The following is a 20,722-nucleotide window of genomic DNA, read 5'->3' on the forward strand; positions in this document are numbered from 1 at the left end:
ACCCACTATCAGGTCGATTTAGCGCTGCGACATCTCTACAACGCGGGAACAATAATCAGTTCAGGTGAAAAGCCATCCGGAAAAGGTTTCTCGCCGCAACAGGCGATCAGTATGTCGCCAACGTTGACGTGAATAAGATGGCGGTCTGGCGGGCAAAGTGTCTGCAGCGGCAAACGCAGCTGTTCCATTTGCCAGACCGTGCCGCCACGCTGCTTGAGTACCGCTTCGTGTGCCGTCCAGATACGCCAGAATTGCGGGATTTGTTGGGCGTCGGGCAAAGATTCCAGCCAGTCACATAATGGCTCGTCGAAACTGTGGCGGGCTATCGCCATAAACCGCGCCCGTGGGCGGATTTGTTCGATATCACAACCGACTTCCCTGCTCCCCACCAACACCGCCACTCGGGTGGCATGGTTGCTGATATTAAATTCGGGCAACGCCGGATGATAGGGTTTACCTTGTGCGCCATGGATTAATCTTGGCAAGGGTCCCTCGTTAAGTAGCCTTGCTAGCAGGATCCTGGCGGCAATCCAGTCTGCGCGGCGCAGCCCTGTTGGCGCATCCTGCAGCAATTCAGGCGACAGCCAGCGAGTGGCGCAGGCATCATTAAAGACACACGCCACATCGCCAAATGCCAGCTGATAGTCATTTACTGCCAACGGCGCATCACCAGTGAGGTGTTAATCCCGCCAAAGGCAAAATTATTGCTCTGCACAAATTCAGTCTCGATTTTGCGCGCTTCACTGATGATGTAATCCAGTTCGCCACATGCATCGTCGGGTTGAGTCAAATTCAGCGTTTCGGCAAACCAGCCTTCGCGCATCATTTCGATACTCATCCACGCTTCCAGTGCACCACATGCGCCGAGCGTATGACCGAGGTAGCTTTTCAGCGAGGAGATAGGTGTGTTAGCACCAAATACCGCTGCTGTAGCGTGGCTTTCAGCAATGTCGCCACGGTCAGTCGCCGTGCCATGGGCGTTAATGTAGCCGATGTCGCTGGCCGAAAGCCCTGCCGAACGCAGGGCGCTTTCAATACAAATTTGCATGGTTTCTTTCTGCGGCTGGGTGATATGCGCCGCATCGCAATTGGTATGGAAGCCGACGATCTCAGCGTAAATCGTCGCACCACGCGCCAGCGCATGATCCAGATCCTCAAGGATCAAAGTGCCCGCACCTTCGCCAATCACCAGCCCATCGCGCTGCTTATCAAATGGAGATGGCGTGCTTTTCGGACGATCGTTGCGCTGGCTGGTGGCAAACAGCGTGTCAAATACCGCCGCTTCCGAAGGGCATAACTCTTCTGCCCCTCCGGCGACCATCACGGTCTGATAGCCGTGGCGAATCGCTTCCCAGGCATAACCAATCGCCTGGCTGCCCGAGGTACACGCGCTGGATGTGGGGATCACGCGACCACGCAAACCAAAGAACAGTCCGGTATTCACCGCAGCGGTATGCGGCATCATCTGCACGTATGTGGTGCCGGTAATATTGCGGGTATGCTTTTCGGTCAGCATGGTGGCGAATTCGCTCACCGGGCCGGTGCTTCCGGTCGAAGAACCGTAAGCAATACCGGTTTCGCCGCTGGTGAGAATCGAATCGTCCAGCAAACCTGCCTGCATTAATGCCAGTTCAGTGGCACGAGTGGCCAGCAACGACACGCGCCCCATCGCCCGAATGCGCTTACGCGTATAGTGTTCAGGGAGCGTAAAATTATCCACCGGCGCACCGAGCATGGTGTTGAGGCCGTCGTAAATTTGCCATTCCGGCATGTGTCGTACCGCGTTTTGACCTGACTTCAAACCCGTCGCCACATCCTGCCAGTTATCGCCAAAGGCCGTCACGCCGCCCATCCCTGTAACGACTACACGGCGAATCACAGCATACCCCCGTTGATGGAGATAACCTGGCGCGTCACGTAGGCGGCAACGGGCGACATCAAATAACGCGCAAGCCCCGCCACTTCTTCTGGCTGGCCCATCCGTTGCAGTGGGATCAGGCGCATGGCTTCGTTTAGCGCTACCTCTTCCATTTCAATCATTCCGGTATCTATCAGGCCAGGCGCGATGCAGTTTACGGTGATTTTGCGTTTCGCCAACTCGATAGCCAGCGCTTTCGTCGCGCCAATGATCCCCGCTTTTGCAGCACTGTAATTCACCTGTCCACGGTTCCCCATCAGCCCTGAAACTGACGACAGCGTGATGATTCTGCCCCCTTTGCGCAGGCCAATCATGGGCATCACACACGGTTGGATCACGTTGTAAAAACTGTCGAGATTGGTACGAATTACCCCGTCCCAATCGTCATCGCTCAGCGCGGGAAATGCACCGTCACGAGTGATACCTGCGTTATTGACCACGCCCCAATAAGCGCCGTGAGTTTCGATGTCAGCTTCAATAACATTGCGGCACTGGCTGCGGTCAGCGCTATCAAACTGCATGACGCGCCCCGTTCCGCCCTGAGCTGTTAACTGCTCAAGCGTTTGCCGTGCGCCCATTTCGTCACGATGGTAGTGCACCACCACCGCAAATCCGTCTGCCGCCAGTCCACAGGCAATCGCCCTGCCGATCCCCTTGCTGGCACCGGTTACTAATACCGTTTGAGTCATAAGAATTATTATTATCCTTTTTGTAGGGTGGATAAGCGTCAGCGTCATCCACCACTTTCATCCGCATTGTCGGGGGCGCGGCGCTAGCCCGACCTGGAAAAACATGCCATTAAAATAAAGCAACTCGAATTATTTTGGGTCAGACTTATTATTATCCGTTCTGTAGGGTGGATAAGCGTCAGCGTCATCCACCACTTTCATCCACATTGTCGGGGGCGCGGCGCTAGCCCGACCTGGAAAATCATGCCATTAAAATAACTGTTCTAATTCTTTATTATCAGGCTGATAGGTGTTCACTCGCCCGCTCGCCAGTACGTTACCGTCCGCGAGAATTTGTCCTTCAAAACTACCAATTTTTTCATCACGCATCAGAAGCGTAACATGGCAATCCAGCTGCAATCCCTGGGCAAAACTCCCGGCCGGACAGCGTAATCCTCGCCCGCCCAGCAGCATCCCCACGCGGCTTGCTTCTTCGCCGTTGTTCATCGCATGCCAGCCAGACCACACACCCACCGTCTGGGCGATAAGTTCGATGGCAAACCAGCCAGGCAAATGACCGTCCGCATTGAGAAACGGCGCCAGCACTCCATGGTGGCTAACCGTCACCCGACAATGCGCACTTTCTTGTTGCACCGCCACTACCGACTCCAGCAGGCACATGGGTGCTTCGTGCGGCAAATAGTGGTGCGGGGCACGAAAATCAGTCATGGGACACTCCAAAAATCAGGCTGGCATTGTTACCGCCAAAAGCAAATGAGTTCGACAGAATTATTGGTTTGATGAATGGCTGCGGCGCGCCGAGTAAACCACAAGGCGCAAGCGTCAGGTCTTGATGCGCGTTAGTGAAATCTTGTGCCGGCAGCGGCAGACCTTGCGATAACAGCAAATAACAGAGCACTGCTTCACAGGCACCTGCGGCGCCTAACGTATGGCCTGTCAGATGTTTAGTGGAGCTACAAGGAACGGTTTCGCCGAAAAGTTGATTCACCACTTTCGCTTCGATTTCGTCATTCAGACGCGTGGCGGTGCCATGCATATTAATATAGCCAATCTCCTGCGCGGTGAGTTTAGCCTCATGCAGCGCCATTTCTATCGCGCGAATCGCCCCCACGCCTTCAGGATGAGGGGCCGACATATGCCAGGCGTCGGATGATTCGCCCACGCCCAGCAACTGGACGTTCCCCGGCTGCTGCGTCAGTAAAATCAACGCTCCGGCCTCACCAATGGTTATCCCATTACGTTCTGCGCTAAACGGTTTGCAGCGCGTATTGCTTAACGATTCCAGGCTGTTAAAACCGTTGACTGGCATCCGGCTTAAACTATCGGCCCCGCCCACAATCGCCGCATCGACTATGCCGGACTCAATCAACCGTTTACCGGTAATAATCGCTCGCGCACTGGAAGAACAGGCGGTGGAAATCGTCAATGCGGGGCCAAAAAGCTGCAGATAATCGCTGAGAAAACGCGAGGGATCGCCGAGTTCTTGCTGACCATAGCGATAGGCCGCAGGTGGATTGCCAGCATGGGTGCCACTCACCATGCGGTCACCTTCATCCAGCCCCGAGGTACTGGTTCCCAAAATCACTGCTACGCGTTCATTGCCGAAACGGGCTATCACCTCATCCACCTGCGGACGAATTTGCGCCAGTGCTGCGAGCAATAAGCGGTTGTTCCGGCTGTTGTATCGCGCCATCTGTGGCGGGATTTCCGGTAACTCACCGGTGACACGCCCTACCCAACATTCCCCCTGCTGCAGCCAGCCATCACGGTCCGGCACCAGGCCTGGTGCCGTGTTGGCCTGCAAATTTTGCGCGATCTCGTCAAGGTTATTCCCTAACGCACTGACCATTCCGGCGGCAGAAAAAGTGATCATGATTAACTTTCCAGGTGCTGAATGCTGATGACATAACCGAAACGATGGTGATGCACACTCACTGGCTGGCGGACACCGTCGCGCATCAGATAATGGATGGTTTCAATCAGCTCACCCTGGTCGTCGCGCAATTCACGTCGCGTATCGATATCTTTCAACGTCCACCCCGCAGGCAATTGTGGCTGCCACGCGCTTATCGGCCAATAACTCAACATAATATCGGCAAGAACCTGGCTGGCTGGAGGTAATTCTGGCAGCGTAATGGACTGCTCGGTCTTAATGCCCGAATGAGAGTAAGTCAGACGGAATAAACGGATGCCCAACGGGGACAGGCCCGCCAGCATCACTTTCTCTTTATCGGCATTGAGCAACACCATCAGCGACTGAGTTTTGCCTTTCACCCGGGCGCTCAACAGTTGTTGTTCGGTAATTGACGGCGAAATCCCGGGAGCGGGCAGCGTCACCAGCGTACCCGGTTTTAACCAGGCTTGCGGACGGGTGTTGTCAGGTTTTGGTGTACTGCAGGCGCTCAGTAAAAAGCTGCCAAGCAGTAAAGCCAGTACGGGTAATTTTTTCATTATTCTCTCTTTCCCTTTCCGTGGGTGGATGGGGGTAAGGCTAGTGGCGCGGTTAAAAATGCGCAGAAGATCCCACAGCTCAACACAATGCCAAAACTTGCAATGGCTTGTGTCTGGCTAAAGACCAGCATGCCTAAGGTGAAAAGTGTGGTCAGCAAAGCCACGCTGATGGCGAGCAACGACGTCAGCGGCGTACCACGCGGATTACTAAAGAACAGGGTGTAATTGATGCCGATGCCCAGCACCAGCACCAACGCCAGCAAGGAGAACAGATTCAGCGCATGACCGCTAAACGCCAGTGCGGCAAGGCCGCCACCGAGTGATAACAACGAAGGCACCACACTCAGCAAGCCACGTTTTACCCCTAAGCGCAGCACATAACTCAGCGCAATTGCCACCACAGCAATAGCCAGTAATCCTGCCAGTAAGCTGCGGAAATGGCTGAACAATTCATTGAACATGACTTTGCGGTCGACCCAACTGACACCCGGCAGATTTTCGGCAAGCGTCGCCAGGGCTGCGCTGTCGTGCACCCCGCTGACCGGCACCAGTGCGCCACTTTTTCCGTCAGGTAAAGACAGCCACAACAAGCGCCAGCCGCTGCTAATAACACTTTTTTGCCAACGATCTGGCGTCACCGCCATTTGCTGGAGATTTGGTGCACTGACGGTAATGCCGCTTTCGGCGAGGCGTTTTTGTAAAATCGGCGCGGCTTCGCGCAGCAAGCGCAAGTCAGCCTGCTGCTGTTCCAGAGAGGCGAGCGGGATCAGTCGGTAACTGTCGATAAGCTGATTCTTTTGCGCATTTGCCAGAACAGGTGCCAGTTTTTCAAGACGTTGCAAGGTTTGTTCAGCCGTATCGCCGTAAACCACAAACCATTTTTGATCCATCCCCTGCCCGGTCAGCGCGGTAATCGCCTGCTCTTCACGGACCAGATCCTGCGGCAAAGCCTGGAAACTGGCGATATCATCATTCACTTTTAGAGAAGCTATCCCCACAAGGCTGATACCCAGCAGCGTCAACGGTATGCCAAAACGCACCGCTTTATTGTTTTGCCACGCATTTAGCCAGGCATTGAGTAACGCACTGCAAGGCACCGGTCTGACGGGTAAACCCCGCACCGCAAACGGATACCAGCACACCACCGTCAGACACGACGCAATCAACCCACTGGCGGCAAACACCGCAAGCTGGCGAATGCCCGGGAATGGCGCGAGGATCATGATCAGGTAGGCGATGGCGGTGGTCGCGAGTGCCAGTAACAAGGCCGGAAGCACTTTGCGTAAACTGGCGGCTGGCGAGTTTTGTGCGCCATGCACCATACGCTCGGTCAGGTAATAGAGGGTGTAATCTGCCGAAACGCCGACGATGCTCATACTCATGACTAATGTCATCAGATGCAATTCGCCAAAACAGAGCAGCGTGATGGCGGTACCGGCCAGCGCACCGATGGCGACTGACGTGGCACACAGCAGTAATGGCCGAACTGAACGAAACACCAGTAACACCAGCAGCAACACACCAATCACCGTGGCTAGCCCCAGCGTTGAGACATCGTGTTTGGCCTGCTGGCTGGCATAATCGCTGTAGAACAGGGTGCCGCGCGACATCACCTGTGCCTGCGGGAAGTGTTGTTTGAGATTTTGTTGCAGGGCCCGCAGTTGTTCGACTGCCGCGCGCCCTTGCTGCATATCAAATGAGGAACCTTTTAGTTCGCCGTGCAGCAAATACCAGTAGCGCCCCTGTTTATCCCGCGCCACCAGCCAGCCGTTTTGCAAGCGCATCTGGCTGGCGGTTTGTTGCAGTGCCAGCTGCGATCCGCGCACCAGCATCAAAGGATCGTTGGTGAGCTCTTTGCCGCTAACGCCAGAGAATGCTGAATAGAGTTGCGATAACACCCATTGCGCCTGAGCTTCACCGCCGTTTTGCAAACGACTGCGAGTCTGGTTATCCACCAGCCCATTACGGTTTTCGAAGTAGAACTTCCCCCACTCCTGCTGGCTCTTTGCATCCATCGGCCCCTGCACATCTTGCAGGAATCGCTGCTGTTGCAGTTGCGTTTTCCACCACTGCGCCGCGGCGTCATCCGGCGTAGTACCTGGACTGACCATCCACATCATCTGCCGGTCGAGACGTTGCAGAAAACCGTTCTCGACAGGCGGCGGGACGTTCCCCAGGCTACTGGCAGGCAGCAGCGATAAGACGCTGCTGTCAAGCCGCGCCTTGGGTAGCAAAGTGGCGAGCAACACCACCAGCACAGTGACTATTGCAAGCCAACCCCATGCCAGACGACGAGGCATGTCAGAAAGCGAAGCGCTGCTGCTCTTCATGAGTGAGTTTTCGTGGGTCCAGACGGTGGTTACTAAAGGTGATCTCTGTGAAATCGCCCTGCAAATCGTTCAGTTCGATGCGGTTTAGATACTTATCGCCCTGCAACGTGATGGTACTAAACAGTTTATCGAGCGGCGTGGTGGTCGGCGTTAATACCAGTTGCCATTGGCCGTTACCCTGGTCGGTAAAGACATTCGAGAAGTTTTCATCAAGTACTTTGCGGTCAGCCTGGAATAGCGCGCGCAACAAATGGTTGAACTGGAACATTTGCGGGTTGCTGTCAGCAGTAATGATCTGCGGCGCCTGGCTGCCCATCACTTGAACCATATGGCTGTCATCCAGCACCAGCGTCATGGGGAAAGGATGCTGTTGCTGCCACCACAAGCCTTTGCTTTTCGCGATTAGCACCTCACCGCTGGAATGCAGGGGTTGCGCCATGCCACTAATTTGTCGCTCTTGTTGGAATTTAGCCCGCACCACTGGCTGCGATGCAAAACTGCGTTGCACGTCATCGAGAGTGATAGCGCTTGCCGTGAAGCTGATAAACAGCAAGGCCATTAAAATAATCTTATTCATGACTCAAGCCCATGCGTTCAAAAAGTACTGGAGGGGAGACAAAACATAGTTCTCCGCTTGTTGCCGAAACGGCAACCTGAATGGTGTAACCGGTGGTGGTACGTTTGCCAGTTTGCGCATCGACAATTTCATAGCCGATTTTCAGGCGGTTTTCGTACTCAAGGATCGTGGCGCGAACCAGGATCTGTTGTTCAAACTTCACCACATCACGGTATTTCACGCGGGTGTCGACCACCGGCCAGACGTAACCGGACTCCTGCATCGCCCGGTAACCATAATCAAACTGGCCAAGTAGTGCTTCACGCGCCACTTCAAAGTAACGGAAATAGTTACCGTGCCACACCACACCCATCGCATCGACATCATGGAATGGGACTTTGATGCTGATCTCCACAGAAAAACGTGGATCATTTAACATCCGGACTCCTTTTCTGGCGGTAACTGCCAGAAATCATAAAAATTAAACCAGTCGAGCGGCGAACGCAGTGCGTAAAATTCCAGACGCTGCGCGTATTTATCAATGATCACTTGTAGCGCCTGTTGCCGTGTGGCGCGCGGTAACAGCAGCGGATCGGCAAAGTTTTCTGCATGAATGCGCAGTTTGCCCTGCTCGCGCAGCACCATCATAAGAATGACTGGGCATCGTAATGCGGCAGCCAGAATAAACGGGCCCTGGGGGAACGGCGCCGGGCTGCCCATAAACGGGCTCCAGCAGACTCGCCTTTCCCCGCCGCGCTGCGTATTGACGGCAATTCTGTCGCCAACAATCGCCACCCATTCACCGGCATCCAGTTTGTCTTGTAACAGCATGGCTGTTTGCGGGCCAATATGGCTCACGGGAATTAAATTCACTGCGGCTTGCGGCGCGATCTCTTCGATAATCTGGCGAAAACGTTGTGCGTGGTCAGTAAACACCAGCGCATTAATAATAAGCCCGGCTTCAACTTGCGCCAGTGCACGGCTGGCTTCGATGTCGCCGAGATGAGCGGCAAGAATCAGCTTCCCCTGCCCGGCCTGCGGTTGTAAAACTTCACGGCTGCCAGGGGCAAATTCGATATCACGGCCCCAGATAATATCGCCCCGCCAGGCGGCAATTTTATTAAGCATCGCATCGCCAAAACGCAAGAAATGGCGATAGCTGTTCAGCCCTTCTGGCAGAGTCACTTGCTGACGTTTCGCCTGCTGTTTTACGCGCTCCAGCCACTGTTGAGACGCTTTGCGCTGTGTGCTTCCGGTCAACCACATCCACGCCACCACCGGATAGAGCAAGGCATTAAATGCCCGGCGCCCTAAATGCTGATAAATGTTAAGCATCAGACGCATGCCCGCCAGCCCTTTGCGCTCGGGGACTTGCGCCCAATGTGCGCGCAGGCGACGTCGGGCAAGCAGTGTGGGAATACGCGGCAACATGCCAAAAAACAGTCTGGTGTGCATCCACGAGATACGCAGGTTGTCATGCAGCGCATCAAAGTGTGAAACACCCCCTTGCGGATAAATCACGCGGGTGCGTAAAAATCGGCTGTCGGTTCCCGCCCAATAGAGGCGCACCATGATTTCAGTATCAAAATCCATTCGTTTGCCGGGACGATGTTGAGCGATAGTCGCAAGCGTTGCCGCCAGCGGATAGACGCGGAATCCGCACATGCTGTCCTTTAATGACAGCGAAAGCGTTTCAATCCACACCCAGACATGCGTGACATAACGCCCATACAAACGCGATTTAGGAACGGATCCGTCGTACTCCGGCGCGCCTGAAATCAGACATTCGGGATGTGCCTGAGCCTCGGCTAAAAAGCGCGGCACATCTTCGATGCAGTGCTGCCCGTCGGCATCCAGCTGTAATGCGTGGGTAAAACCTGCCAGTGTCGCCGCTTTTAGCCCGGTGACGACCGCCTCTCCCTTTCCCTGATTGGTTTCCAGTTGGATAAGCGTGACGCCAGTTAATTGCGCCAGTTGTTGTTTGGTGGCCGGTTCGCTGCCGTCATCAACAATAATGCACGGCAGCTCATAGGGTTGCAGACGCGCCAGTACCGCCGCTATCGTCGCGCCATGGTTGTAGCAAGGGATCACGACGCATAGGCGAAAAGCCGTAGCCGTTAACGACAACGCCGTAGCCGTTAACGACATAGTTTTATCTTCCCGCTGCTGGCCGGAACCCAGCCCTGTTCGGTCAATAATGAGTAGGAAAAACTCAGTACGCTGCGGGTTTCATCCCATTGCAGATTCAGTTCAAGTTCGCTTTGCGGAACGATTGGGCGCTGGAACTTAACGTTATCAATGGAACTAAAGCGCATTTCCGGCGCGAGTTCGGCAGCATAAGCCATCACCCAATCAAGTTGCGCGACACCCGGTAACACCGGTTGTGTCGGGAAATGCCCTTCAAACCAACCTGAGGTTGCAGGCACGGCCAGCCGCAAAAAGAGTTTGCCCGCTTCAGGTTGCGAACGCTGTAACTCAACGGGTTTCATCAAATAACTCCTGTAATTGCGCCCACGCACGCTTGCTCTGGCTATTAAGCGGGATTCGCTCGACGATGCGCCAAAACCGTGGAATGGCAAGCGGTTCAAGCCAGGCGCTGAGCGCCTCCCGCCACTGCTGCTTGCTGGCAGCATCTGCGTTTGGGGCCACTACAACCGCACCCAGTGCGATGCGGTTCCCCCGGGTCACGGTGACCACGGCCGCCTCATCAATCCCGGGTAATGCCAACAATCGACGTTCAATTTCGCTCAGCGAGATGCGTTTTTCTTCAATTTTAACGATGCGATCGCGTCTGCCGACTAAATGAAAACGCCCTGGTGCAGTAAATTCCAGAATATCATCAAGTTGCCTGTAGCCTTGATGTATCAACGGCGATTCAACCTGCCAGCCGTCGTCTTGCCGGGTAAATTTCACCGCCGGGAAAGCCTGCCATTCAGGCGCAGGTTGCGCATGTTCACGCCATGCCAGCACGCCAGTTTCGGTGGTGCCGTAAATCTCAGACACTGGCGTTTTAAGCCATTTCAGCACCTGTTGCGCCGTGTCGTCATCGAGTTTCCCGGCTGCGGAAATCACGCGTTTACATACCGGAGCGGCAAGATTCATATCGAGTCGTTTTAAAAATGCCGGACTGCTGATAAACAGCAATGGATGTGCCGCACGGGCCACTAATTGCTCCGGGAAATGAATCATCGACGCGTCGCAAGCAAGGCCGAGGCTCATCGGCAACATCACACGGAAGGTGAAACCATACAGATGCTGGTGCGACACCGATCCCACCACGCGACAATCGTACAGGCTCTCGCCCCACAACGCCGACAGCCAGGCAGTCTCTTCATCCAGTGCGCGCAGCGTTTTGTAGATTTGTGCCGGTTCGCCCGTCGAGCCCGAGGTAAAGAACACCATGCCCGCATCATCAGCAACCGGCTCAAGCGAGGCAAGCGCTGCCGGGTAATCCAGAGTGTTGGGATTGAGCACCGGGCAGTTGAGATTGAGCTGTGTATCGCTCATCACGCCGCAAAATTGGTTCTGCTGTTCACGCAGTTGCGCTTCACGGCTGTGCCCCGGTAAAACCGGGGTTTTACCGGCGTGTAGCGTCGCTAACAGTGCGGCAATAAAGTCATAACTATTGTCAAAACAGAGCGCCCAACGTTGCCCTTGCTGACGTTGTAGCCAGCCATAAATTCGCTGAACATCGTTAATTAAATCGGCCTGGGTGAAGCTTTGCTCACCGGAAAACGCCACCACCTGCTGTGGATGACGGTCGCCATTGAGCCAGTTTGCCAGTGTTAACGGACTATTCATAACGGCGTTTCACTCGCAGTCGTACCAGCCATTCGCCAGCAAATAACAATCCCATCAACAGGTAGCTCGCCATTCCATTCCACAGCGTCCACCAATGAATGTTGCCCGCAAGGCACGTCCACAATGAAACACTGCCGTTAACAATAAAGAAAAGGCACCACACTTGCGTGACCCGGCGAGTGTAACGGACACCCGCAGGCGGGAGATCCCCTTCGCGCCAGCGTGCCAGCCGCTCAATCAGTGACATCCGGGTCAACAGCGATGAACCAAATAACGTCAGCATCACCACATTGACCACCACCGGATACCACAGCAGCAGTTGGGCTTCCCGCATCCAGATACTGGCGATTGAAAGTACCGCACCCGCCAGCGCCAGCCCTTTAAACGCCCGACTCAGCGCACCGGTTTTGCCCCGCAACGCACACAAGCGCAGGACAAAGCACAGCGCCAGCATCGGCAATAAAATGTGTAATTTTGGATATGAGATTGCCAACCAGACGGCAAAGGGCCAACCTATGACGGCTAGCCCTCCAACGATAGTCAGTGCTCGTTTTGCCCGCACGCTTTAAGACTCGCTATGCAAACGCTCTACCGCGTCCACAACATCCTGTACTGTGCGTACTGATTTAAAATCTTCCGGTTTGATTTTTTTACCGCTGCGCTTTTGTAGGTGAACCACCATATCTACCGCATCAATACTATCCAGATCTAAATCTTCGTAGAGACGAGATTGCGGGGTAATTTGTTCAGGAGAGAGTTCAAATAACTTAACCAGTAACCCGGTGACTTCCTGATAAATATCTTCTTTATTCATAGCATACTCGTGGTTTCAATCAGGCGCTGTGCGCAGGGTTTTGACTTTTAATAAATGCGGCGAGACTGGCGACAGAATAAAAATGTTCGCGCATCGCTTCGTTTTCGGCGGATAACACCACACCATATCGTTTTTTAACCGCCAGTCCTAATTCCAGTGCGTCAATGGAATCAAGGCCCAGACCGTCATGACCAAATAACGCGGCCTCACTTTCAATCTCATCAACACCTATCTCTTCGAGATTCAGGGTGTCGATGATGAGTTGTTTAATTTCGCTCTCTAAGGATTCCATATCACCATCCGAGTGTTAGAGCCTATCTCAGTAGGCGTAATTGTTGCAGCCAGATTGGGCACTTAACGAGAATCAGGAACCAGTTCCTGACTTAAATACTGGCTAAGCCGACGTGCCGCTAACGCAGGAGCATCGTCATGATTTGCCATAAAGCGTTGGCTGTCGATCCGCTGTTTAACACTGACGGTAATCATCGGCTTACGCTTTGGGATCTGATACCAACGGCTGTGTTTATCCAGATAACGCTGGTCGCAATGAATATGCACCAGGCGCAACTCGCAGCCGCTGCGAACCGCAATATTGGCCGCACCGCGCTGGATAACCAGCGGTTCCCCGGGCCGCGTGCGCGTTCCTTCCGGGAAAATCAGTATCGCCTCCCCTGCCGCCATGCGTTTCTGGCTTTCAGGCAGTAACGTTTCGCCCTGGCTGTTGATCAGGTAATCCGCAGCGCGGATCACGCCACGAAAACAGGGATTGTTCACCAGACTGGCTTTCACCAGGCAACCAATGTGCGGCGCCTGAGAAGCAATAAATACGTAGTCGAGCAATGTCGGGTGGTTAGCAACAATCAAACATCCCCGGTCATTGCGCAGCTGTTCGCAATTTTCAAAGCGGTAGTCGAACACCCCAAGGCCGCGCCCGATGCGTAAAAATAACCGGAAACTGGCGGCAATGCTACGGCGGGCAATTTCACGACGTTTGCTATTATCACGCACAAACAATAACAATAAATTAAACCACACCAGCGAAAGCATCAGGCCTCCGCTGCCAAATAAGACAAATAACCCGCCGGTCATTAATACCCGCCAGCCCCACTTCAGGCGTGACCACATTAATGACGACTCCAGCGCCAGTTCAGGCGCTCACCAGCAAGGGCAAAAGTGGGTTCATCACTGAGAAAGCCATGCAAAAATGCCAGCCCCTGCGGTAAGTCATGCACCCCGCGGGCGTCGCAAGGGGTGGTTTCACATTCTAATTGCTCACCACTTTCCAGCAATAACGCGACGGCAAAGGGCATATTGAGCGCGTCATCAGGCAGATGCGGATGGTAAAACTCAGGTATCAGACCATCGAAATCCACCAGCAGCACGCGACGATAGCCAGCATGATGTAACGAGGCCACTTCTATTAATGCCTGCGCGAAAGAGTCGTATCCGGCAGAAACAGACGATGAAACCAGCGCTTGTTTGGCCGCAATAGTGGTGTTTCCTACCGCCGAGTTGTGCACCGACATCGCAAAGTCCGTGGGCGACAGGCTCTGTTGCTCAGCCAGGGCGGTTAAAATGCGGAAATTTCGCTCCAGTTCACCGTGGCGACTGGCGAAAACCAGCGCATCGACAGGCTGTCTGGACATTATCGCCAGCGCGCAGTCAACGGCGAGACGGCTACCGGAAGCCAGACGACGCGCCGTCATCATCGGTAAGTGGCGGCTTTTGGCTAGAGGCGCTGAAATATCAAAGTGAGCAGAAGTTTTACTCCATACCCGCCACTCCTCGGCTTCAGATAAACCCGGGGCACTGGCCTGCCAGTCGACAACATTAAACGCAAACTTCATGCTCAATACCCGTATTCATCAAAATGCCCGACAGATATAAATCCTGGAATAGTTGCCGACTATAAAATAAGTCTTAATTTTATGATTTTTTTCTCAAGTTGCTGTTATTTCGCGCGCCATCAGCTATTGAGCGGCGGAGAATAGTAACAAAAATGAGTGCGAAATAAATACTTGAGATTAATCCTTGGGTCCGCGTAATGCAGACCCAGTGATTTTTATTGGTAGGTTACTTCCATAATGGCAAGTCGATGTTGTGCATCAAGATAATGAATTTGGGTAGTAAGCTGAACTTCATTGTCAGGTTTGAAGTTATTGAGTTGATTGAATGCGACCGTCTGCACCACCTGCTTTCCGTTTTGCGGGCAGGAAAACTTCACCGATTGTTCCTGGACGGCGAAATGACAGGGGTCTTCTACTATGGCGCCCTGAAAATGAATCACACCGTCACTGGCGTTGGCATTAAGCATAGGTAAAAATAGAACAAACACGGGCAACAGCATTGAACGTTTTAAGCTTGATGTTTTCACGTAAGGAACTCCTCAACTAAGTTATATGAGGGTTATCGGCAATACACGGGCAGAACTATAGTTAACCCTGGTATATAGAAGAAAAAATATCCAGATACCCGGGATATCAATTAAACGCTTCCTGGCGAGGCCCATTGTTTTTCAAGATGAATATCTTTTCCATCTGATACCGTTACGGTAATCGTTACGCTATCCCCCGGAGAGATATTCAGGCTCATGCGTGAAAGTTTGGCAGGCTCATTGGCCTTAATATAAACATGGCTACTTTGGCTGGTATTAGTCTGACCATTCTGCCCCGAACGAAATGCAGTCAGTTTGAAAGTACATTGGCAATCCTGAGTTAGGGTCGCCACCGGCACAATGGTGTAGATTTCACCTTGTTGCTGCGTATCAAAGGTGAGTTGATTGCTGAGTGCAGCAAGCAATAATAAGGTGTGCATTTCTCGTCCCTCCCCCACTATAAAAAGAAAAACAGGGCATAGGCCCTGTTTTTGTATAGCTCATGAAGACGACTAGTGTTGGTTAAGATTAGCGTAGTTATTAAAGCCAACTTGAGTCAGTTCTACGCTAGAGTCAGAGGCAGTTTGGGTCACATTCGCCCCGTTGCGTCCGCCGCGTTGTTGAACGTCAATAGTGGAGTCTTCAGCAGTCCATTGGCTCAGGACAGCCTGGTTGCCAAAACCATCTTGCACAAGCGTGATAGTTGAATCATCAGCACCCTGACCTACGTTCGCACCGTTACCAATGCCACGCTGGGTAATATCAACAGTTGAATCACGGGCATCAGCTTGCAGTGCTGTAGCACTGTTGCTCACCCCTGATTGATACACTTTCAATGTAGAATCCGGACCACTGTTATTACCGTGGCCAGGGAATTGTGGGAATGCTGATGCCATTACGCTACCTGAAACAACCACTGCTGCTAATGCTGCGATTTTGAAAAAGTTCATGGTAAAGCCCCCATCGTATTGAGAATGAAAGTCTAAATAGTCGTGTATTAACGTTGAATAACGCGTACCGCCATTTGAGACTGTTTCTGTATTACAACTGCCGACTTCTGTGTGCCTTGTTGGATAATGCTTGCCTTATTAGCCGAGCCTTGCTGGATAATAAGGGCGGCATTTCCAAATGACGATTGCTGTATATCTGCATCATTGCCGTAGCCTGACTGCGCAATATAAGCAACATTATAACTCCCTGATTGATCGACGTTAGCTCGGTTCCCGGACCCTGTCTGAGAGACCCGTGCTAATTGCCTTGTTCCATTCTGGTCAACATTGGCAGTATTGCTACTACCATATTGACCAATAATTGCTGCCTGATTTAGCGATGATCGACTTAATTCATTCATCGCAAAGTTATATTCTGAACTTGCAAGATCGGGATTACTCGCAATAACATAACCAGGCGCACCCAACAATGCTAACATCACAAATAACGGTCTGTTCTTCATGTTGTCACCCTGGGTCGAAATACTTCTACTTAATACATCTGAACAAATCACTTAATTACTTTTGTTAACGCTAACGAAGAAATGTTGTTTCTGCGTTACGAAAATGAGTATGTCTGGCGATACATTTAAAATATCTCACCCGCACGTTGTATTTTTATATTTCTACTCATTACAAAGTATGAGTCAGGTAAAAAAAACCAAATACAACAAAGGGTTTAGAACTGAAGATATTAATTTGCCTCAAAACATTTAAAATCATCCCGATAATCAAGCAGTATTTTGCCGTCTGGTTGGGTTGCATGCAGTCCCCCAGGCAATTTTTTGGCAGCCACTGTCACGAAGATGAGTTTTCTTAAGAAGTGACTCCAGGGCGAATGTAACTCTCGCTATTTACATATGTTAAGACTCGAAACCACGTTAACAAAAATCTTCATATTGATTACTATCAACAACTTATAAACATTTGTATGATTTTTAAAACTATGCAATTTTTATTTCGTGTACAACTTTAGTATTAAAACTAAATATAAAAAAATCGCAGCGGCAACATTTTAATATCTACAGTTACATTTTGTAACAGCTTTAACACTTGCTTTAAGATTAGTAACCGCTAGATTGAAATCAGCAGTAACATTTTGTTTAACACATTAAGTCAGGACGCAACTTAGCGTTATTTGACAGTGTTACATTTATTTCAAACACAGCAGTTAGCATCTATCAGTACCTCTGGTGAATTAACTTTCTGTTAATTCAGCTGATTGATGCGCAAACTCGGATGGAGTTTCATCATGTTTAATGAAGTCCATACAATGAATAGCCAGGCGTTAAATGCTCAATCTTTATTGTTGATCACCAAACCCTCGCTACAAGCTACTGCGTTATTACAGCATCTAAAGTCTTCACTCTCTATCAACGGGAAACTCCATAATATTCAACGATCTCTGGAAGATGTCGTGGGTAATTTGGTGGTCTTGTTTGATATGGTTGAAGCCGATAAAAAGCTGATTAACTATTGGCAAGATAACTTGAGTCGTAAACATAACAGCATTAAGTTGTTGTTACTCAACACTCCAGAAGAGTATCAATTCCGTGACATAGAAAATTGGCCCCATATTAATGGCGTTTTTTACATGTCTGAGGAAGAACCGCGTGTGGTAGAAGGTATTCGTGGCGTGATGGCGGGAGAGTGCTACTTCTCTCAAAAATTAGCCAGCTACCTTATTAATCACTCAGGCAACTATCGTTTCAATAATGTCGAGTCCTCTCTTTTGACTCACCGTGAAAAGGAAATACTTAATAAATTGCGTATTGGGGCTTCGAATATCGAAATCGCCCAGTCGTTATTTATAAGTGAAAACACGGTAAAAACGCATCTCTACAATCTTTTCAAAAAGATATCTGTAAAAAATCGCACTCAGGCGGTTTCCTGGGCCAACGATAACCTCAGGCGTTAAAGCGATGAAATCACTAACTGCTTTACTGCTAGCGTCAGTATTAATCTGCACCTCCAACGGCGTTCGCGCCGTTGAAGTCGAGGTTCCGGGATTATTAACAGACCATACCGTTTCTTCGGTGGGGCATGAGTTTTACCGCTCCTTTAGTGATAAGTGGGAAAGCAGTTTTACCGGAAACTTAACCATAAATGAGCGTCCCAGTGCACGTTGGGGAAGCTGGATAACCATTACCGTCGATCAGGATGTCATATTTCAGTCGTTCTTATTCCCCTCTAAACGTGATTTTGACCGCAACGTCAATATCGCACTGGTACAAACCGCAGAAGCGATTAAGCGCCGTCAAATTGACAAAACATTGTTAAGTACCGGTGATTTAACCAGCGACGAATTTTAGGAGGCTGTCATGCGTATTACTCATGCAGTTATTTCTCTACTGCTGATATCCCCTTTATCCTGGGGTGGCAATATGACTTTTCAATTTACCAACCCAAACTTTGGCGGTAACCCCAATAATGGGTCCTTTTTATTGAATGAGGCGCAAGCCCAGAACTCATATAAAGACCCTAGTTATGATGATGATTTCGGTATTGAAACACCGACAGCATTAGACAACTTCACACAAGCTATTCAGTCACAGCTGCTTGGTGGTTTGCTAAGCAACATTAATACCGGCAAACCCGGCCGTATGGTTACAAATGATTTTATCGTCGACATTGCTAATACCGACGGGCAACTGCATTTAAATGTGACTGACCGTAAAACAGGTAAAACGTCAATCATTGAGGTTGCAGGCTTACAAAATAATTCCACTGACTTCTAGTGGGAATTACATAATCAAAAAAGTATTTAAGGATAAACATCATGCAGCGTTTACTTCTCATCGTAGCAGTGTGTTTATTAAGTGGCTGTTTAACGGCGCCACCTAAAGAAGCTGCGAAACCTACACTTTTGCCTCGTGCGCAAAGTTACCGTGACTTAACCCATTTGCCACCAGCAAAAGGGAAGCTATTTGTCTCGGTATATAATATTCAGGATGAAACCGGGCAATTTAAACCTTACCCAGCAAGTAACTTCTCAACCGCGGTGCCACAGAGTGCGACTTCAATGTTGGTAACAGCATTAAAAGATTCACGCTGGTTTATTCCCCTGGAACGTCAGGGCCTGCAAAACTTATTGAACGAACGTAAGATCATTCGTGCAGCACAGGAAAATGGGACCGTCGCTGAGAATAACCGTATGCCTTTGCAATCACTTGTTGCAGCAAACGTGATGGTTGAAGGCTCGATAATCGGTTATGAAAGCAATGTGAAATCAGGTGGTGTAGGTGCGCGGTACTTCGGTATCGGCGGCGAAACACAATATCAGCTGGATCAAATTGCAGTGAACTTGCGTGTGGTTAATGTGAGTACCGGTGAAGTGCTGTCATCAGTGAATACCAGTAAAACGATTTTGTCTTATGAAGTGCAGGCTGGGGTATTCCGTTTCGTGGATTACCAACGACTGTTGGAAGGTGAAATCGGCTATACCACTAACGAACCTGTGATGATGTGTCTGATGTCAGCAATTGAAACAGGGGTTATTTATCTGGTGAATGACGGGATTAACCGTGGACTGTGGGATCTGCAAAATCCACAAGATGTTAATAACCCGGTTCTGGCTAAATACAGAGAAATGTCCGTTCCTCCAGAATCCTGATGATTATCAGATAATAAAAAAACCAGCCCAGGCTGGTTTTTTTATTTATTCGGCTGTCACCGGGGATTGTGCTTTTGCTCTTCGCGCCGCCAGCCACAGTCCGCTGTTTTTCATCGCAAATCCAAACACCAACCCCAGCAGTAACGATGGCACAACAAGGCGCCATTCACCCTGGTTTGCAAACGTCGCACAGGCACCGATAAACGTACCAGGCACAAATGACAGCAACATATGTTTGGCCTGAACGCACATCAGAAATGCAACAACGCCGGTCACCATGTAACCCATTATCTCCATGTGCGGTGCCAGCGCACTGCCATGAATGATCACCTGCGCCCACAGTACACCGCTACATAATGTGCATGCAGAAATGAAAAGCCCCTTGATCCCGCCCTGCGGACACGCAAAGTACGCGGTACAACCGAGGAAACCAGCCCAACTGAGAAGGCCGAGACTCACCGCCACCCAGCCCCAAAGGCCTGAGAGAATACCGGTGGTCAATGCCAGAGAAATAAGTATGTTCATAGCGGCGTATCATAGCAGAGCCTTATGGCTCAACTACGATCTACCGCACATTTTTTGTAGATCGGAAATAAACGTTACATTTTAAATGTGATCAATATCACACTCTATTCGTCATCAGCTTCTTCTAACTCATCACGCATCGCCTGAATAGCTTCACGGCTCAGCAGGGCCAGAGTGCGATAGAACGGGGTTGTAGAGTGGGCTTCAACTTTGCCGAGGAACGTCCCCGCCCATGGCAACAGGTAATCGTCAAATAAGCGAACCTGCGCTTCAAACTCGTCTTCTTGTGATTGATCTTCCAGCCACGAGGCTGCCAGCAGCAACGTGCCAAAATGATCGGCTGGGGTTTCTGCCAGCGGCATACCGCGTTGTTTCAGGAATTCACGCACTTCACCTTCCTGACTGCCCTCTTCCCATGCGGAACGATACGGCGGGACGCTGCACTCTTCGCCAACAAACAGCGCGTTGTAATCAGCAGCCAACAGCTGAGGATCGCAGCTTTGTTGCAGGCGAGCCAGTAACTCGTCCTGCTCCAGCGGCCAGTGCTCAGCCAGTTTGCCATCGCGGATCATCGTAAGCAGCGGAACCAACAGGGGATCCTGAGGTTGGCGGTAATACAGTGATCCTAAGATGCGACAAATAATTGAAAACTCATTCATGCT

27 protein-coding genes are annotated in these 20,722 nt (G+C 51.1%); 4 read left to right on the top strand and 23 right to left on the bottom strand.

Going from position 1 to position 20,722, the window contains the following annotated elements:
• Positions 1-35 precede the first annotated feature (35 nt).
• From WBL83_RS03185 to csgB, 21 genes are all read right to left on the bottom strand, one after another.
• Positions 36-659 carry a 4'-phosphopantetheinyl transferase superfamily protein gene (locus WBL83_RS03185; protein ID WP_424587761.1) on the bottom strand — a complete coding sequence of 208 codons (624 nt, stop codon included), beginning with the start codon at positions 657-659 and terminating at the stop codon, positions 36-38.
• Complete coding sequence (locus WBL83_RS03190; RefSeq protein ID WP_424587762.1) at positions 650-1,879, bottom strand: beta-ketoacyl-ACP synthase; 1,230 nt, start codon at positions 1,877-1,879, stop codon at positions 650-652. Before WBL83_RS03190 ends, WBL83_RS03185 begins: the two co-directional genes overlap by 10 nt.
• A complete protein-coding gene (locus WBL83_RS03195; RefSeq protein ID WP_424587763.1) occupies positions 1,876-2,607 on the bottom strand; it encodes a 3-ketoacyl-ACP reductase FabG2 in 732 nt (243 codons plus the stop codon). Before WBL83_RS03195 ends, WBL83_RS03190 begins: the two co-directional genes overlap by 4 nt.
• 249 nt (positions 2,608-2,856) lie before the next feature.
• Entirely contained in the window at positions 2,857-3,315 is a 459-nt protein-coding gene (locus WBL83_RS03200; RefSeq protein WP_424587764.1) for a 3-hydroxy-fatty acyl-ACP dehydratase, read from the bottom strand.
• The gene (locus WBL83_RS03205; protein ID WP_424587765.1) at positions 3,308-4,480 is read right to left on the bottom strand and encodes a beta-ketoacyl-[acyl-carrier-protein] synthase family protein; all 1,173 of its coding nucleotides are present in this window, start codon (positions 4,478-4,480) and stop codon (positions 3,308-3,310) included. Before WBL83_RS03205 ends, WBL83_RS03200 begins: the two co-directional genes overlap by 8 nt.
• Before the next feature lie 2 nt (positions 4,481-4,482).
• Positions 4,483-5,058, bottom strand: a complete 576-nt coding sequence (locus tag WBL83_RS03210) for a DUF3261 domain-containing protein (protein WP_424587766.1) — start codon at positions 5,056-5,058, stop codon at positions 4,483-4,485.
• Positions 5,058-7,388, bottom strand: a complete 2,331-nt coding sequence (locus tag WBL83_RS03215; protein WP_424587767.1) for an MMPL family transporter — start codon at positions 7,386-7,388, stop codon at positions 5,058-5,060. The genes WBL83_RS03210 and WBL83_RS03215 overlap by 1 nt, the downstream gene beginning before the upstream one ends.
• Positions 7,360-7,965 carry a LolA family protein gene (locus WBL83_RS03220; protein WP_424587768.1) on the bottom strand — a complete coding sequence of 202 codons (606 nt, stop codon included), beginning with the start codon at positions 7,963-7,965 and terminating at the stop codon, positions 7,360-7,362. The genes WBL83_RS03215 and WBL83_RS03220 overlap by 29 nt, the downstream gene beginning before the upstream one ends.
• The gene (locus WBL83_RS03225; protein ID WP_424587769.1) at positions 7,958-8,383 is read right to left on the bottom strand and encodes an acyl-CoA thioesterase; all 426 of its coding nucleotides are present in this window, start codon (positions 8,381-8,383) and stop codon (positions 7,958-7,960) included. The genes WBL83_RS03220 and WBL83_RS03225 overlap by 8 nt, the downstream gene beginning before the upstream one ends.
• A complete protein-coding gene (locus WBL83_RS03230) occupies positions 8,377-10,092 on the bottom strand; it encodes a glycosyltransferase family 2 protein (RefSeq protein ID WP_424587770.1) in 1,716 nt (571 codons plus the stop codon). Before WBL83_RS03230 ends, WBL83_RS03225 begins: the two co-directional genes overlap by 7 nt.
• Complete coding sequence (locus tag WBL83_RS03235; RefSeq protein ID WP_424587771.1) at positions 10,083-10,433, bottom strand: 3-hydroxyacyl-ACP dehydratase FabZ family protein; 351 nt, start codon at positions 10,431-10,433, stop codon at positions 10,083-10,085. The genes WBL83_RS03230 and WBL83_RS03235 overlap by 10 nt, the downstream gene beginning before the upstream one ends.
• Positions 10,420-11,745: an AMP-binding protein gene (locus WBL83_RS03240; RefSeq protein ID WP_424587772.1), complete on the bottom strand. Its 1,326-nt coding sequence runs from the start codon at positions 11,743-11,745 to the stop codon at positions 10,420-10,422. The genes WBL83_RS03235 and WBL83_RS03240 overlap by 14 nt, the downstream gene beginning before the upstream one ends.
• Positions 11,738-12,307 (bottom strand): hypothetical protein, encoded by a 570-nt coding sequence (locus WBL83_RS03245; protein ID WP_424587773.1) that lies wholly within the window; start codon positions 12,305-12,307, stop codon positions 11,738-11,740. Before WBL83_RS03245 ends, WBL83_RS03240 begins: the two co-directional genes overlap by 8 nt.
• Before the next feature lie 3 nt (positions 12,308-12,310).
• Complete coding sequence (locus WBL83_RS03250; protein ID WP_324117650.1) at positions 12,311-12,559, bottom strand: acyl carrier protein; 249 nt, start codon at positions 12,557-12,559, stop codon at positions 12,311-12,313.
• Positions 12,560-12,578: 19 nt separating this feature from the next.
• Positions 12,579-12,851: a phosphopantetheine-binding protein gene (locus tag WBL83_RS03255; protein WP_424587774.1), complete on the bottom strand. Its 273-nt coding sequence runs from the start codon at positions 12,849-12,851 to the stop codon at positions 12,579-12,581.
• Positions 12,852-12,913: 62 nt separating this feature from the next.
• Positions 12,914-13,684 (bottom strand): lysophospholipid acyltransferase family protein, encoded by a 771-nt coding sequence (locus tag WBL83_RS03260; protein WP_424587775.1) that lies wholly within the window; start codon positions 13,682-13,684, stop codon positions 12,914-12,916.
• Positions 13,684-14,406: a beta-ketoacyl synthase chain length factor gene (locus WBL83_RS03265; protein WP_424587776.1), complete on the bottom strand. Its 723-nt coding sequence runs from the start codon at positions 14,404-14,406 to the stop codon at positions 13,684-13,686. Before WBL83_RS03265 ends, WBL83_RS03260 begins: the two co-directional genes overlap by 1 nt.
• A 215-nt stretch (positions 14,407-14,621) precedes the next feature.
• Positions 14,622-14,933, bottom strand: coding sequence for a hypothetical protein (locus tag WBL83_RS03270; RefSeq protein ID WP_424587777.1), 312 nt, complete (start codon positions 14,931-14,933; stop codon positions 14,622-14,624).
• Positions 14,934-15,043: 110 nt separating this feature from the next.
• Positions 15,044-15,373 carry a curli assembly chaperone CsgC gene (csgC, locus tag WBL83_RS03275; protein ID WP_424587778.1) on the bottom strand — a complete coding sequence of 110 codons (330 nt, stop codon included), beginning with the start codon at positions 15,371-15,373 and terminating at the stop codon, positions 15,044-15,046.
• A gap of 72 nt (positions 15,374-15,445) precedes the next feature.
• Positions 15,446-15,883: a curli major subunit CsgA gene (gene csgA / locus WBL83_RS03280; RefSeq protein WP_424587779.1), complete on the bottom strand. Its 438-nt coding sequence runs from the start codon at positions 15,881-15,883 to the stop codon at positions 15,446-15,448.
• Between the two features lie 47 nt (positions 15,884-15,930).
• Positions 15,931-16,386 (bottom strand): curli minor subunit CsgB, encoded by a 456-nt coding sequence (gene csgB / locus WBL83_RS03285; RefSeq protein ID WP_424587780.1) that lies wholly within the window; start codon positions 16,384-16,386, stop codon positions 15,931-15,933.
• A gap of 788 nt (positions 16,387-17,174) precedes the next feature.
• On the opposite strand from csgB, the gene csgD reads away from it, so the two are divergent.
• The 4 genes from csgD to csgG are packed head-to-tail and all read left to right on the top strand — an operon-like array spanning position 17,175 to position 19,535.
• Positions 17,175-17,840, top strand: coding sequence for a biofilm master transcriptional regulator CsgD (csgD, locus tag WBL83_RS03290; RefSeq protein ID WP_424587781.1), 666 nt, complete (start codon positions 17,175-17,177; stop codon positions 17,838-17,840).
• Positions 17,841-17,844: 4 nt separating this feature from the next.
• Positions 17,845-18,234, top strand: coding sequence for a curli production assembly/transport protein CsgE (gene csgE / locus WBL83_RS03295; protein WP_424587782.1), 390 nt, complete (start codon positions 17,845-17,847; stop codon positions 18,232-18,234).
• Positions 18,235-18,243: 9 nt separating this feature from the next.
• Positions 18,244-18,660: a curli production assembly/transport protein CsgF gene (csgF, locus tag WBL83_RS03300; protein ID WP_424587783.1), complete on the top strand. Its 417-nt coding sequence runs from the start codon at positions 18,244-18,246 to the stop codon at positions 18,658-18,660.
• Positions 18,661-18,701: 41 nt separating this feature from the next.
• The gene (gene csgG, locus WBL83_RS03305) at positions 18,702-19,535 is read left to right on the top strand and encodes a curli production assembly/transport protein CsgG (RefSeq protein WP_064547980.1); all 834 of its coding nucleotides are present in this window, start codon (positions 18,702-18,704) and stop codon (positions 19,533-19,535) included.
• A 45-nt stretch (positions 19,536-19,580) separates the two neighbouring features.
• Here csgG and WBL83_RS03310 read toward each other — a convergent pair whose 3' ends face one another.
• Positions 19,581-20,060, bottom strand: a complete 480-nt coding sequence (locus tag WBL83_RS03310; protein WP_424587784.1) for a DUF1097 domain-containing protein — start codon at positions 20,058-20,060, stop codon at positions 19,581-19,583.
• 104 nt (positions 20,061-20,164) lie between these two features.
• Positions 20,165-20,719, bottom strand: coding sequence for a TorD/DmsD family molecular chaperone (locus WBL83_RS03315; protein WP_424587785.1), 555 nt, complete (start codon positions 20,717-20,719; stop codon positions 20,165-20,167).
• Between the last annotated feature and the right edge of the window lie 3 nt (positions 20,720-20,722).

Origin of the sequence: Buttiauxella sp. (assembly GCF_049686335.1) — a bacterium.
Lineage (GTDB): Bacteria > Pseudomonadota > Gammaproteobacteria > Enterobacterales > Enterobacteriaceae > Buttiauxella.

Bases quoted from the DNA above. Each gene is read 5' to 3' on its own strand.
- csgB (WP_424587780.1), bottom strand. From the start codon at position 16,386: ATGAAGAACAGACCGTTATTTGTGATGTTAGCATTGTTGGGTGCGCCT.
- csgA (WP_424587779.1), bottom strand. From the start codon at position 15,883: ATGAACTTTTTCAAAATCGCAGCATTAGCAGCAGTGGTTGTTTCAGGT.
- WBL83_RS03310 (WP_424587784.1), bottom strand. From the start codon at position 20,060: ATGAACATACTTATTTCTCTGGCATTGACCACCGGTATTCTCTCAGGC.
- WBL83_RS03215 (WP_424587767.1), bottom strand. From the start codon at position 7,388: ATGAAGAGCAGCAGCGCTTCGCTTTCTGACATGCCTCGTCGTCTGGCA.
- csgC (WP_424587778.1), bottom strand. From the start codon at position 15,373: ATGCACACCTTATTATTGCTTGCTGCACTCAGCAATCAACTCACCTTT.
- csgD (WP_424587781.1), top strand. From the start codon at position 17,175: ATGTTTAATGAAGTCCATACAATGAATAGCCAGGCGTTAAATGCTCAA.
- WBL83_RS03210 (WP_424587766.1), bottom strand. From the start codon at position 5,058: ATGAAAAAATTACCCGTACTGGCTTTACTGCTTGGCAGCTTTTTACTG.
- WBL83_RS03265 (WP_424587776.1), bottom strand. From the start codon at position 14,406: ATGAAGTTTGCGTTTAATGTTGTCGACTGGCAGGCCAGTGCCCCGGGT.
- WBL83_RS03235 (WP_424587771.1), bottom strand. From the start codon at position 10,433: ATGAAACCCGTTGAGTTACAGCGTTCGCAACCTGAAGCGGGCAAACTC.
- WBL83_RS03260 (WP_424587775.1), bottom strand. From the start codon at position 13,684: ATGTGGTCACGCCTGAAGTGGGGCTGGCGGGTATTAATGACCGGCGGG.
- WBL83_RS03225 (WP_424587769.1), bottom strand. From the start codon at position 8,383: ATGTTAAATGATCCACGTTTTTCTGTGGAGATCAGCATCAAAGTCCCA.
- WBL83_RS03230 (WP_424587770.1), bottom strand. From the start codon at position 10,092: ATGTCGTTAACGGCTACGGCGTTGTCGTTAACGGCTACGGCTTTTCGC.
- WBL83_RS03240 (WP_424587772.1), bottom strand. From the start codon at position 11,745: ATGAATAGTCCGTTAACACTGGCAAACTGGCTCAATGGCGACCGTCAT.
- csgF (WP_424587783.1), top strand. From the start codon at position 18,244: ATGCGTATTACTCATGCAGTTATTTCTCTACTGCTGATATCCCCTTTA.
- WBL83_RS03315 (WP_424587785.1), bottom strand. From the start codon at position 20,719: ATGAATGAGTTTTCAATTATTTGTCGCATCTTAGGATCACTGTATTAC.
- WBL83_RS03255 (WP_424587774.1), bottom strand. From the start codon at position 12,851: ATGGAATCCTTAGAGAGCGAAATTAAACAACTCATCATCGACACCCTG.
- WBL83_RS03220 (WP_424587768.1), bottom strand. From the start codon at position 7,965: ATGAATAAGATTATTTTAATGGCCTTGCTGTTTATCAGCTTCACGGCA.
- WBL83_RS03250 (WP_324117650.1), bottom strand. From the start codon at position 12,559: ATGAATAAAGAAGATATTTATCAGGAAGTCACCGGGTTACTGGTTAAG.
- csgE (WP_424587782.1), top strand. From the start codon at position 17,845: ATGAAATCACTAACTGCTTTACTGCTAGCGTCAGTATTAATCTGCACC.
- WBL83_RS03200 (WP_424587764.1), bottom strand. From the start codon at position 3,315: ATGACTGATTTTCGTGCCCCGCACCACTATTTGCCGCACGAAGCACCC.
- csgG (WP_064547980.1), top strand. From the start codon at position 18,702: ATGCAGCGTTTACTTCTCATCGTAGCAGTGTGTTTATTAAGTGGCTGT.
- WBL83_RS03205 (WP_424587765.1), bottom strand. From the start codon at position 4,480: ATGATCACTTTTTCTGCCGCCGGAATGGTCAGTGCGTTAGGGAATAAC.
- WBL83_RS03195 (WP_424587763.1), bottom strand. From the start codon at position 2,607: ATGACTCAAACGGTATTAGTAACCGGTGCCAGCAAGGGGATCGGCAGG.